This window comes from Streptomyces sp. NPDC003379, from assembly GCF_053589195.1.
Genome location: NZ_JBSFRK010000006.1, coordinates 1 through 12084, shown reverse-complemented (window position 1 = coordinate 12084; position 12084 = coordinate 1). Strand labels below are relative to the sequence as shown.

The window sequence follows — 12084 nt, the reverse complement described above, 5'->3', positions numbered from 1 at the left end:
GGAGCGGTTATTCGACCGGCTCGACCCCGGCCCGCAGCAGCCCGTACGTGTACGCGTCCTCCAGCGCGTCCCATGAGGCCGCGATGACGTTCTCCGCGACGCCGACGGTCGACCACTCGCCGACGCCGTCGCTCGTCGAGATCAGCACCCGCGTCGTGGAGGACGTGCCGTGCTTGCCTTCCAGGATGCGGACCTTGTAGTCCACCAGCTCCAGCTTGGCGAGCTGGGGGTAGATCCGCTCCAGGCCGACCCGCAGCGCCCGGTCGAGGGCGTTGACCGGGCCGTTTCCCTCCGCCGTGGCGACGATGCGCTCGCCCTTGGCCCAGAGCTTCACGGTCGCTTCGTTGGCGTGCGTGCCGTCGGGGCGGTCCTCGACGATGGCCCGCCACGATTCGACGCGGAAGTACCTCCGCGCCCGCCCTTCGGCCTCCTCGCGCAGCAGCAGCTCAAAGGACGCGTCGGCGGCCTCGTACGTGTAGCCCTGGAGTTCGCGCTCCTTGACCCGCTCCACGACGCGGCCGACCAGCGCGCGGTCGTCGCCGAGGTCGACGCCGAGCTCCTTGCCCTTGAGCTCGATGGAGGCCCGTCCCGCCATGTCGGAGACGAGCATGCGGATGCGGTTGCCGACGAGGTCGGGGTCGATGTGCTGGTAGAGGTCCGGGTCGACCTTGATCGCGGAGGCGTGCAGACCCGCCTTGTGCGCGAAGGCGGAGACGCCCACGTACGGCTGGTGTGTGGAGGGCGTGAGGTTGACGACCTCGGCGATGGCGTGCGAGACGCGGGTCATCTCGCGCAGCGAGCCCTCGGGCAGGACCTGCTTGCCGTACTTCAGCTCCAGCGCGGCGACGACCGGGAAGAGGTTGGCGTTGCCGACGCGCTCGCCGTAGCCGTTGGCGGTGCACTGCACGTGCGTGGCGCCGGCGTCGACGGCGGCGAGGGTGTTGGCGACCGCGCAGCCGGTGTCGTCCTGGGCGTGGATGCCGAGCCGGGCGCCGGTGTCGGCGGCGACGGTGGAGACGACGGCCTGGACCTGGGCGGGCAGCATGCCGCCGTTGGTGTCGCACAGGACGACGACATCGGCGCCCGCTTCGGCGGCGGCCCGCACGACGGCCTTGGCGTACTCGGGGTTGGCGCGGTAGCCGTCGAAGAAGTGTTCGCAGTCGACGAAGACCCGGCGGCCCTGCGCGACGAGGTGGGAGACGGTGTCGCGGACCATCTCCAGGTTCTCGTCCAGGGTGGTGCGCAGGGCCAGCTCGACGTGCCGGTCGTGGGCCTTGGCGACCAGCGTGATGATCGGGGCGCCGGACTCCAGCAGGGCGTTGACCTGCGGGTCGTCGGCCGCCTTGGCGCCCGCGCGGCGGGTGGCGCCGAAGGCGACGAGCTGCGCGTGGCGGAAGGTGATCTCCTGCTGGGCCCGCGCGAAGAACTCGGTGTCGCGCGGGTTGGCGCCGGGCCAGCCGCCCTCGATGAAGCCCACGCCGAAGTCGTCCAGATGCCGGGCGATGGTCAGCTTGTCCGCGACGGTGAGGCTGATGCCTTCGCGCTGCGCGCCGTCGCGCAGCGTCGTGTCGAAGACATGGAAGGAATCGTCGGGAGTTTCCGTCATGCTGATCTGGCTCCTGTGTCGGATCTCGGTCTACCGGAAGGACCGGCTCCACCGCCCACAATGATCCCGCGTGCTCCGTGTCCGGCTGCGGTTGGGCCGGGAAACGAAAAAACCCCTCGCGGGTGCGAGAGGTCTGCGCGCGGGTCGAGGACGACGGTGTCCGCCCGTACATGGTGGTACGAGACGGTCACTGCGGACCGGCGCGCCTGCTGCCAATAATCATGGCGAACGAGAGCACGTACGCACCCTGCCACAGCCCGCCCCCGCCGCGCGGCCCCGTCTCACGATGCGGGCGGCGTGCCGGACACGCCGCCCGCCCCGCGTGTACGTCAGCGCAGATGGCGTACGAAGGCGTCGTTGCCGTCGTTGGTGTCGCCGCTCAGCAGCGTCCCGTCGCCGGAGAGGAAGGCGACGCGGCGGCCGTCCGCCGAGACGCCGCCCGGGGCGACGTCCGCCGTGGCCGCGCCGCCCGTGGTATCCGGGGTGACCAGCGTGGTGCCGCCCTTCTTCAGGTCGCGCAGATAGACGGGCCACTCCTTGCCGTACTCGGCGCCGGGCTCGGTCAGTTCCGACATGTAGGTGAGGTAGCGGCTGTCGGCGCTGATCGCGGGGGCGCGGGTGTAGACCTCGCCGGGGCCGCCCTGGGTGCCGTGGACGCGCTGGTTCCTGCCGGAGGCGATGTCGTGGACGAAGACGTTCCAGGCGGCGTCGTCGTCGTTCGGGACCAGGTGCGTGTCGCGGGACTCGAAGACGACCGTACGGCCGTCGCCGCTGATGGACGGCTGCAGGGACTCCTTCTCGGTCTTGGAGCCGTCGTACGAGCGGTCGATCTGTGTCACCTTTCCGGTCTTGCGGTCGCGCAGCCACAGGTCGCTCCAGTCGTCGCCGCGCGGGCCGTTGACGAAGGAGGTGGCGTAGACGACGCGGCGGCCGTCGTCGCTGACGGTCGGCGAGTGGGCGTCGCGCTCCCCGTCGCCGCCCGGGTAGGGGTGGCTGACCTTCTCGGTGGTGCCGGTCTTCCGGTCGCGCAGGAAGACCGCCGTGCCGTCGAACTGGGGGCCGTCCGTGCTGAAGACGGCGTAGCGCGCGTTCGCGCTCAGGGAGACGCTGCCCGCGCTGTCGCCCGGGTGGCCGTCGGGCAGTTCGACGTCGAGGCGCTCGGTCTTCTTCGTCCTGCGGTCGTAGAGGCGTACGTCCCGGTCGGAGTAGGAGCCCGCCGGGCTGGTGACCATCGCGACGTAGCGGCCGTCGGCGCTCAGTGAGGGGCCGCTGACCTGGCGCCCTTCGAGCGCGATCCGCTCGGTCCCTCCGGTGCGCAGATCGCGTACGAAGATGTCGCTCCGGCCGTTGGTGTCGCCGGCGACCAGGTCGGCGGCCTCGGACTCGAAGGCCGCGAACCGGCCGTCGCGGCTGATGACGGCGCCCGCGGACGTGCCGTTCCCTGCCTTGCCCTCGGGCGTGACGCTGACGCCTTGGGTGCGGGGCGCGGCGGCGTTCGGTGCGGCGACGGCCGCGGGCAGGGCCGTGGCGGTGACGGCGGCGACGGTGAGGGCGGCGGCCGTCAGGGCGGCGCGGCGCTTGGTGCTGTGCATGAGCTGTTCCCCGTACTTTCTTGTCGTGGTGCTGTCAGGTCAGGTCACGGTGCGCAGGCCGGGAACGCGGATCGGTTCAGCGTGTGTGGCGCAGGAAGAGGTCGGAGTCGCCGTTGGTGTCGTCCGGCACGAGGTCGGTGGCCTCCGAGGTGAAGACGACCCCGCGGCCCCTGGCGGTGACGGCTCCGGGCACGGCCTCGCCGGGTCCGACGGGCCGGTGCCTGCCCGTGCGCAGATCGAGGAGCGTCAGGTCGCCCTCCCCCGCGAGCACGGCGTACCGGGCGTCGCGGCTCGCGGACGCGGCGGGCCTGTCCGCGACGCGCCGGGTCGTGTCCGAGCGCAGATCGTGCAGATACGCACCCCCGTCGGCGTCGAAGAGAACGTACCGCCCGTCCTCGCTCAGCTGGACCAACTCCCCCTTGCCCAGCCCCTTGTCGACATGGACGGTCTCACCGGTGGCGCGGTTCCTGACGAGGACGTCGGCGGTGTCGTCGCCGGCGGACCGGGTCTGGTAGGCGACGAGCGAGCCGTCGGCGCTCAGCGACGCCGCGTCCTTGGGGCCGTCCGCCGCGCCCGACACCAGTTCGTCGGCGCCGGTCGCCATGGAACGCACGTACAGCCGCAGGGTGGGGCTCGGCCGGTCGCCCGCGCCGTAGGCGACATGGCCGCCGCCGGGGGTGACCGCCCACATCTCGCCGATCCACGCCTCGGGGTCGGCGGCGGGCAGGACGGTCCCGGTGGTGCCCGTCACGCGGTCGTGGAGCCGGGGCAGCGGGACCTTGGTGCCCGCGGTGAAGCCGATGTAGCGGCCGTCGCCGCTGATGACCGGCGGCGCCCACGCGTGGCCGCCCGCCTGGGGGACCGTGCGTGCCTCGCCCGTGACGCGGTCCTTCAGCACGAGGCACGTGTAGACGTTCTGGTGGCAGCCGAACTGGGCCCCCTTGGTGTGGAACGCCGCGTATCTGCCGTCGTCGCTGATCACGCCCTGATGGGAGGGGCCGTCCAGCTGCGCGCCCTCGCTCGTGGTGCTGACCCGCTCGGTGCGGGGGGTATGCGTCTTCGCCTGCGCGGTGGGCAGGGTCGCCGCGGTGATCGTGACGCCGACGACCGCGCCCAGCAGGGCGCTCGCGGGGCGCCGCGTCAACGGGCCGTCCCGGTGGAGGACCTGCTTCCCGAGTGACGCGCTCAAGGACACACGTCTGGCAGTGGACATGGTTTCCCCCCACGGACCTGTGACTCCCCCGGCCCGACGCCGAAGGCCCACGGGGATACAAGCGCACGCGCCGGGCGGCAGGCAATCCGCCGGACTGCGTACAACCTGGACGGGCCGCCGGGCGTCCCTAGGCGCCCGAGGCGAGCGCCGCGTCCAGGAACTCCCGTACGTGGGTGAGGACCTGGTCCCGCCCGGTGCCGCGCAGCCCGATCGCCACGTGGATGGAGAAGCCGTCGAGGAGCGCCCGCAGCCGGGCCGCGAACCGGTCGGGGTCGATCCCGCCGAACTCGCCGCGCGAGACGCCCTCGGCGAGCAGCGCCACCAGGTCGCGGTGCCAGGCGCCCTCGATCGCGGCCTGCCGGTCGCGGCCCTCCTCGTCGGCGTTGAGGGAGCGGTTCCAGACCTCCAGCCAGAGCGTCCAGTGGGGGTCGCCCACGCCGTCGGGGACGTACAGCTCGACGTAGGCGTCCAGGCGTGCGCGGGCCGTGCCGGTGCGGGCGAGGAGGCGGCCGCGCTCGGTGCCGAGGCGGCCCTCGCTCCACTCCAGGGTGCGCAGGAGCAGCTCGTCCTTGGTGCGGAAGTAGTAGAGGAGGTGGCCGGAGCTCATGCCGACCTCGCGGCCGAGCGCGGCCATGGTCAGCTTCTCCAGGCCGCGCTCGGCGATCATCTCCATGGCGGCCGCGAGGACGTCCTCACGCGGCGGGGCGTTCTTCCGCGCGCGGGCCTGCCCGGCTGAGGCCATGTCCTGCTCCTTGATTCACACCTTCGGCTGCTGCTGGGTGATGCAGTGGATGCCACCACCCCCGGCGAAGATCGTACGGGCGTCGACGAGCGTCACCGTACGGCCCGGGAAGAGACCGCGGAAGATGCCGGCCGCGATCTCGTCGTTCGGGTCGCCGAAGGCGCACAGGACGACGCCGCCGTTGCAGAGGTAGTGGTTGATGTACGAGTAGTCGACCCAGCCCTCGTCGTCCTTGAGGACGGTCGGCGCGGGCACCTCGACGATCCGCAGGGTGCGGCCGCGCGCGTCCTTCTGGCCCTGGAGGGTCGCGACGACCTCCTGGCTGACCTGGAAGTCGGGGTGGGCGGGGTCCCGCTGGGAGTGGACGAGGACGACGCCGGGCGCGGCGAACGCGGCGACGATGTCGACGTGGCCGAGGGTGCCGTAGCCGTGGCCGGGGTAGTCGGCGGTGAGGCCGCGCGGCAGCCAGATGGCCTTGGTGGTGCCGAGGTGGGCGTGGATCTCCGCCTCGACCTGCGCCTTGGTCCGGCCGGGGTTGCGCTCGGGGCCGAGCTGGACGGTCTCGGTGAGCAGGACGGTGCCCTCCCCGTCGACGTGGATGCCGCCGCCCTCGTTCACCAGGTCCGAGGTGTACGTACGGGCTCCGGCGAGGTCGGCCACGTACGCGCCGATCTTGGAGTCGTGGTCCCAGCGGGCCCACTCCTGGGCGCCCCAGCCGTTGAACGTCCAGTCGACGGCGGCCAGTTGCCCCGTGCCGTCGGTGAGGAAGGTCGGCCCGATGTCCCGCATCCAGGCGTCGTCGAGCTCCCGCTCCACCACCTCGATGTCCGGGCCGAGCAGCTCCTTGGCGTACGCGGACTGGGCGGGTCCGCACACCACGGTGACGGGCTCGAAGCGGCGTACGGCGCGGGCGACGTTCGCCCAGGCGAGGCGGGACTCGTCGAGGCCCTCGGGGTCGTCGAAGGTGGGGTTGGGGCACGGCCACGCCATCCAGGTGCGCTCGTGCGGGGCCCACTCGGCGGGCATGCGGAAGCCGTCGGCGGCAGCAGACATGACGTACACCTTCAAAGTCAGAGAGTCAGGGAGTCAGGGAGTCAGAGGAAGTAGAGGCGGTTGAGGGAGACCGAGTCGGCGGGCTCGGAGCGGACCGGGTCGCCGTCGAGCGTGACGAGGCCGGACCGCTGGTCCACGTCGACGGCTCCGGTGCGGGAGTTCAGGAGCAGATCGGCGGGGCCGATGCCACGGGTGCCGCGCACCGCGACCCGGCGGCGGCGGGTCGGCATGAGGTCGTTGCCCTGGTCGACGGCGGCCTGCGCGACGAACGCCACGGAGATGTCGGCGGGTGTCGCGCCGTACGCCCCGAACTGCGGTCCCAGGACGAGGGGTTCGCAGGTGTCGGTCGCGGCGTTCGGGTCGCCGACGACGCCGTAGGCGGGGAAGCCGGACTTGAGGACCAGCTGCGGCTTGGTGCCGAAGTACTCGGGGCGCCACAGCACGATGTCGGCGAGCTTGCCGACCTCGATGGAGCCGACCTCGTGGGCGAGGCCGTGGGCGAGGGCGGGGTTGATGGTGAGCTTGGCGATGTAGCGCAGGACGCGCGCGTTGTCGTCGTGCGGGCCGTCGCCCTCCATGGGGCCCAGCTCGGCCTTCATCTTCCCGGCCATGGCGAAGGTGCGGCGTACGGTCTCACCGGCGCGGCCCATGCCCTGCGCGTCGGACGAGGTGATGCCGATGGCGCCCAGATCGTGCAGCACGTCCTCGGCGCCCATCGTCCCGGCGCGGATGCGGTCGCGGGCCATGGCCGCGTCGCCCGGCAGGTCGGTCTTCAGGTCGTGGACGGAGACGATCATGCCGTAGTGCTCGGCGACGGCGTCCCGGCCGAAGGGGAGGGTCGGGTTGGTGGAGGAGCCGATGACGTTCGGTACGCCCGCCATCTTCAGGACGTTCGGGACGTGGCCGCCGCCGCAGCCCTCGATGTGGAAGGCGTGGATGGTCCGCCCCTCCAGGACCTTCAGGGTGTCCTCGACCGACAGGCACTCGTTCAGCCCGTCGCTGTGCAGCGCGACCTGGACGTCGTGCTCCTCGGCGACGCGCAGCGCGGTGTCCAGGGCGCGGGTGTGCGCACCCATGTCCTCGTGCACCTTGAAGCCGGACGCGCCGCCCTCGGCGAGCGCCTCGATCAGCGGGGCGTCGTGCGAGGACGAGCCCCGGCCGAGGAAGCCGATGTTCACCGGCCAGGCGTCGAAGGCGTTGAACGCGTGGCGCAGCGCCCAGGGCGAGTTGACGCCGACGCCCCACACCGGCCCGAACTCCTGGCCGATGATCGTGGTCACGCCGGAGGCGAGGGATGCCTCCATGATGCGCGGCGAGAGCAGGTGGACGTGGGTGTCCACGGAACCCGCGGTGGCGATCAGCCCCTCCCCCGACACGATGGACGTGCCGGTGCCGACCACGACGTCGACGCCGTCGAGGGTGTCGGGGTTACCGGCCCTCCCTATGGCGTGGATGCGGCCTTCCCTGATGCCGATGGACACCTTGCGGATGCCCTGCACGGCGTCGATGACGACGACGTTGCTGATGACGACGTCGCAGGTGTCGCGGACGGCGGCGGCCTTCAGATGCAGCCCGTCGCGGGCCGTCTTGCCGAATCCGGCGAGGAATTCGTCGCCGTACTTCTGGGCGTCGGACTCGACGCGGATCGTCAGCCCGGAGTCACCGAGCCGGACGTGGTCGCCGGCGCGGGGGCCGTGCGTGGAGGCGTACTCGTACGGGGTGAGGCGGCGCGGTTCGGCGGCGTGGCCTCCGGGTCGGCTCATCGCTCGATCTCCTGCTCAGTCGTTTCCGGTACGCCGAGGTAGCCGCAGGCGGCGGCGCGGCGCAGTGCCTCTTCGCGGGCGCCCGGCGCGTCCAGCGGCCCGTCGACCAGTCCCGCGAAGCCGATGGCGATCCGCTCGCCGCCGATGGGCAGCAGCCCCACCTCGCCGCTCTCGCCGGGCCCGAAGCGGACGGAGGACCCGGCGGGGACGGCCAGGCGCAGGCCGTAGGCGGCGGCGCGGTCGAAGTCGAGCCGGGGGTTGGCCTCGAAGAAGTGGAAGTGCGAGGTCACGGAGACCGGCACGGTCGCGGTGTTGCGCACGGTCAGCGTCACGACGGACACGGGGTCCTCGTGCGCGGGGCCGGGCAGGAGCGCGCCGGGCGCCTCACTGCCGAGGCCGCCACCGATGGGGTCGGAGACCACGGCGAGGCGGGACCCGTCGTCGAAAACGGCCTCCACATGCACCTCGGTCACCACGTCGGCGACGCCGGGCAGGACGTCGTCGGGGCCGAGGGCGGCACGGGCGCGCTCGACGGCCTCGGCGAGCCGGACGCCGTCGCGGGCCGCCTCGCAGACCGTGTCGGCGATCAGCGCGGTCGCCTCGGGGACGTTGAGTCTGAGGCCGCGCGCCTTGCGGGCCCTGGCGAGCTCGGCGGCCCCGAAGAGCAGCAGCCGGTCGCGTTCGGTGGGCGTCAGTCGCACGCGCCGTACCTCCCTGTTCCAGAGTTAGAGCACCACTCTAACTACGAAATCCGCATGCGGGAAGCATTGACGGAAGGGGGTTCAACGCGTCACATTGAGCGCTGCTCAAATACGGGAGCAACCATCGGGACCAAGCGAGCGTCAGGGGCACCCTCATGCCGATAGAACAGCGCGGAGTCGACACCATCCCGGACGGGGAACGCACCAGCGGGCCCCGCGACCTGGTGTCGATCCTGATCGGCTCCAACCTCTGCCTGGGGGTGATCGTCTTCGGCTGGCTGCCGGTGTCGTTCGGCCTCGGCTGGTGGGAGTCGGTGAGCGCGGTGGTCGCGGGCACGGTGATCGGCACCGCGCTGACGGCGCCGCTCGCCCTGGTGTCCCTGCGCACCGGCACGAACCTCTCCACCTCGTCGGGCGCACAGTTCGGGGTGCGTGGGCGCCTGGTCGGCTCGGTCGTCGGCCTGCTGCTCTCGCTCGGCTACACCGCGCTGACCATCTGGATCGGCGGCGACGTGATGGTGGGCGTACTGCACCGCCTGCTCGGACTGCCGGCCGGCGGACTGTCGTACGCCGTCGTCTACACCCTGCTCGCCGCCGCCACCGTGGTCGGCGCGGTCTTCGGCTACCGCGTCCTGCTGCGCCTCTCCCGCGTCCTCGCCTTCGGCATGACGGCGCTGCTCATCCTCGGCGTCGTCGCGTACGCCCCCGACTTCACGACGTCTGCGCTCCCGGGAGCGGGCGGCTACCTTCTCGGATCGTTCTGGCCCACCTGGCTGATGGCCCTGGTGGCGGCGGGCCTGTCGGGCCCCATCGCCTTCATCACCCTGCTCGGCGACTACACCCGCTACGTCTCCCCGGCCCGGCACAGCTCCCGCGCGGTGCTCGGCGCGGCCTGGGCCGGACTGCTCGCCGGGCTGCTGATCCCGCAGCTCTTCGGCACGTTCACGGCGTACGCGGCGCGCGCGGCCCTCGACTACGCGGGGGGCCTCGTCGACGCGTCCCCCAGCTGGTACCTGGTGCCGCTGCTGCTCGCCGCCTCCGCGGGCTCGGTCGGCAACGCGGGCCTGATGCTGTACTCGATGGGCCTCGACCTGGACGCGATCCTGCCCCGCGCCTCGCGCGCACGCGCCACGTACACGGTCGCCGTCGTCGCCACGGGCTGCGTCTTCGTCGGCCACTACGCGTGGGAGGCGCAGGACGCGATGACGTCGTTCGTGCTGCTCCTGACCGCCATCGGCACGCCCTGGGCGGTCATCACCCTGATCGGCTTCGCGCGCTGCCGCGGGGAGTACGACGCGGACGCCCTCCAGGTCTTCAACCGCCGCTCCAAGGGCGGCGTCTACTGGTACCGCGCGGGCTGGAACGTCCAGGCCACCGCGTCCTGGGCGCTCGGCGCGGCGGTCGGCCTGATCGCGGTCTCCCTCCCTTCGTACGAGGGTCCGCTGCTGTCCCTGACCGGCGGGGTCGACTGCAGCTTCCTGCTGTCGGGAGTGGTGGGCGGCGCGGCGTACACCGCGCTGACGCGGCGGCACGCGCCCGCCGTCGCCCCGCTCTCCCTCACGGAAGAGGAGTCCCTGGCGGGCTGAGACTCCGTCGGGGCGGCGGGGTGGCGGGGCTGCGCCTCAGCCGATGTCCAGGATCGCCTTGCCGTGCAGACGGCGGGTGAGGAGCGTGTCGATCGCCTCCGGGGCCTTGTCCCAGGCGCCCCGCCAGGAGGTGCCGGGGTCGAGCGCGTCCGACGCCACCTGCTCCGCGAGCCAGGTCAGGTCCCTGGCAAGGTCGGGGAAGCCGAGCAGCTGGAAGTTGACGATCGAGCGGTTGTGGCGGCCCGCCTCCCCATAGAGAGCCCTGAGCGGGAAGTGCTCGGCCTCACCGCCGGCCTGTCCGACGGACACGAGCGTGCCGTTCCGGCCCAACTTCTCGTACGACGCGACGAGTTGCCGGCCGCCGATCACGTCCACCACGCCGTCCACCGGGGCGCCGGCCGCCTCGGGCGCGGCGATCACCTCATGGGCGCCGAGGGCCCGGAGCGTCTCGCCCCGCCCCTCGGGGTCGCCGGTCACCGCGATGACGTGGGCGCCGCCCTGCCGGGCGAGCTGCACCGCGTACCGGCCGACGCCGCCGGTCGCACCCGTGACCAGGACGCGCCTGCCGAGGATCGGCCCGATCCGGTGCAGGGCGAGCAGGGCGCTGGCGCCCGCGACCGGCACGGTGCTGATGGCGCCCAGGTCGGCGCCCTCGGGTACGACGCCGATCCAGCCCGTGTCCACGGCGCGGAGTTCTGCCCAGCCGCCGTCGCCGCCCAGGGTCACCACGGGGGTGCCCGCCGCGGGGCCCGAGCCGTCGGCGGCGGCACGCTCGACCACTCCCGCCGCGTCCCAGCCGAGCACCGCGCCCTCGGGCGCGCCCTCGATGCCCCACCTCACCTCGCCGTGGTTCAGGGAGGTCGCCCGTACGCGGACCAGGGCCTGATGCGGGGCGGGCTCGGGGGCGGGAGCTTCGCCGAGGCGGAGCCCGCCGGGGACGGACCGGTCAACCAGCAGTGCGCGCATGGGAGTTGAGCCTTTCGTCGTACGCCGGAGAGAGCCGACGGCGCCTTGGGAGGGCCCGGCTGCCGTAATAGTGCCACTGAGTGGCATACGCCTTCAAGGGGCATTCGCTCCCAGGGCTACACTTCGGCCATGGACATCGACCAGCTGCCCCTACGGGAGCGCAAGAAGCTGCGGACACGGCAGGCACTTGTCGACACCGCCCTGGAGCTGTTCACGGAGCGCGGCTTCGACGGAGTGACGCTCGACGCGCTGTGCGACGCGGTGGAGGTCAGCAAGCGGACGTTCTTCCGTACGTTCAGCAGCAAGGAAGACGTGGCGATGGCGCCGACCCAGGACCTCTGGGAGGCGTTCCTCGAAGAGCTGGAGGTCTGCGAACCGGCCCCGGGGCAGGCGCTGTTCGACGTGCTGCGGGACGCGCTGCTGGGCGCGCTGGCGCGGATGCCGGATGAGGGGTGGGCCGGGAGGGTGCTGCTCAGCCGCCGCCTCGCCGCGGTCACCCCGTCCATGGACGCGCATGGGCTGGCCTTCTGCGACCGCACGAGCCGGGCCGCGCTCGTCGTGGCGCGGCGCCGGTTCGCCCTGCCGGGCAGGGGCGACGATCTGCGGGTGCGGCTCGCGATCGATGTGCTGGTCGCGGCGTTCCACCGGGCGGTGGAGGCGTGGATCGAGGGTCCCGGTCCCACGCGGGACCGCCTTGCGGCGGGGCTGAGGCGGGCCTGCGCCGCGGCGCCGGAAAGCCTTACCCTCGCGGCGCGTTAGCGCTGCGCTGGGCGGGTGCGGTTCTCGTCTGCGGGTTGTCTTGGGCTGGTCGCGCAGTTCCCCGCGCCCCTTGACCGGGTCTCGCGTACCGCCCCGTCAGGGG

General features: G+C 72.6%; 10 protein-coding genes. 2 read left to right on the top strand and 8 right to left on the bottom strand.

Annotation, left to right across the window (positions count from 1 at the left end):
• Positions 1-7 precede the first annotated feature (7 nt).
• The 7 genes from cimA to ureA all read right to left on the bottom strand — a co-directional run bounded on the left by cimA (position 8) and on the right by ureA (position 8670).
• Positions 8-1606, bottom strand: coding sequence for a citramalate synthase (gene cimA / locus ACWDVB_RS07415; protein WP_451515733.1), 1599 nt, complete (start codon positions 1604-1606; stop codon positions 8-10).
• Positions 1607-1935: 329 nt separating this feature from the next.
• Entirely contained in the window at positions 1936-3198 is a 1263-nt protein-coding gene (locus ACWDVB_RS07410) for a TolB family protein (RefSeq protein ID WP_451515732.1), read from the bottom strand.
• A gap of 76 nt (positions 3199-3274) precedes the next feature.
• A complete protein-coding gene (locus tag ACWDVB_RS07405; RefSeq protein ID WP_451515731.1) occupies positions 3275-4387 on the bottom strand; it encodes a hypothetical protein in 1113 nt (370 codons plus the stop codon).
• Positions 4388-4538: 151 nt separating this feature from the next.
• Positions 4539-5153: a TetR/AcrR family transcriptional regulator gene (locus ACWDVB_RS07400; RefSeq protein ID WP_451515730.1), complete on the bottom strand. Its 615-nt coding sequence runs from the start codon at positions 5151-5153 to the stop codon at positions 4539-4541.
• A 15-nt stretch (positions 5154-5168) separates the two neighbouring features.
• Positions 5169-6206, bottom strand: coding sequence for an agmatine deiminase family protein (locus tag ACWDVB_RS07395; protein ID WP_451515729.1), 1038 nt, complete (start codon positions 6204-6206; stop codon positions 5169-5171).
• 41 nt (positions 6207-6247) lie between these two features.
• Positions 6248-7969: an urease subunit alpha gene (locus ACWDVB_RS07390; protein WP_451515728.1), complete on the bottom strand. Its 1722-nt coding sequence runs from the start codon at positions 7967-7969 to the stop codon at positions 6248-6250.
• The gene (ureA, locus tag ACWDVB_RS07385; protein WP_451515727.1) at positions 7966-8670 is read right to left on the bottom strand and encodes an urease subunit gamma; all 705 of its coding nucleotides are present in this window, start codon (positions 8668-8670) and stop codon (positions 7966-7968) included. The genes ACWDVB_RS07390 and ureA overlap by 4 nt, the downstream gene beginning before the upstream one ends.
• Positions 8671-8825: 155 nt before the next feature.
• Here ureA and ACWDVB_RS07380 point away from each other — a divergent pair, with 155 nt between their 5' ends.
• The gene (locus ACWDVB_RS07380) at positions 8826-10256 is read left to right on the top strand and encodes a cytosine permease (protein WP_451515726.1); all 1431 of its coding nucleotides are present in this window, start codon (positions 8826-8828) and stop codon (positions 10254-10256) included.
• Positions 10257-10292: 36 nt separating this feature from the next.
• Here the strand turns inward: ACWDVB_RS07380 and ACWDVB_RS07375 are convergent, their stop codons facing one another.
• Positions 10293-11222, bottom strand: coding sequence for a zinc-binding dehydrogenase (locus ACWDVB_RS07375; RefSeq protein WP_451515725.1), 930 nt, complete (start codon positions 11220-11222; stop codon positions 10293-10295).
• A gap of 129 nt (positions 11223-11351) precedes the next feature.
• Between ACWDVB_RS07375 and ACWDVB_RS07370 the strand changes: the two genes are divergently transcribed.
• The gene (locus ACWDVB_RS07370; RefSeq protein WP_451515724.1) at positions 11352-11981 is read left to right on the top strand and encodes a TetR/AcrR family transcriptional regulator; all 630 of its coding nucleotides are present in this window, start codon (positions 11352-11354) and stop codon (positions 11979-11981) included.
• Positions 11982-12084 lie beyond the last annotated feature (103 nt).

What these genes read in the sequence shown, in the direction of transcription:
- cimA (WP_451515733.1), bottom strand. Translation starts at nt 1,606, where the DNA reads ATGACGGAAACTCCCGACGATTCCTTCCATGTCTTCGACACGACGCTG.
- ACWDVB_RS07410 (WP_451515732.1), bottom strand. Translation starts at nt 3,198, where the DNA reads ATGCACAGCACCAAGCGCCGCGCCGCCCTGACGGCCGCCGCCCTCACC.
- ACWDVB_RS07400 (WP_451515730.1), bottom strand. Translation starts at nt 5,153, where the DNA reads ATGGCCTCAGCCGGGCAGGCCCGCGCGCGGAAGAACGCCCCGCCGCGT.
- ACWDVB_RS07395 (WP_451515729.1), bottom strand. Translation starts at nt 6,206, where the DNA reads ATGTCTGCTGCCGCCGACGGCTTCCGCATGCCCGCCGAGTGGGCCCCG.
- ACWDVB_RS07390 (WP_451515728.1), bottom strand. Translation starts at nt 7,969, where the DNA reads ATGAGCCGACCCGGAGGCCACGCCGCCGAACCGCGCCGCCTCACCCCG.
- ACWDVB_RS07380 (WP_451515726.1), top strand. Translation starts at nt 8,826, where the DNA reads ATGCCGATAGAACAGCGCGGAGTCGACACCATCCCGGACGGGGAACGC.
- ACWDVB_RS07375 (WP_451515725.1), bottom strand. Translation starts at nt 11,222, where the DNA reads ATGCGCGCACTGCTGGTTGACCGGTCCGTCCCCGGCGGGCTCCGCCTC.
- ACWDVB_RS07370 (WP_451515724.1), top strand. Translation starts at nt 11,352, where the DNA reads ATGGACATCGACCAGCTGCCCCTACGGGAGCGCAAGAAGCTGCGGACA.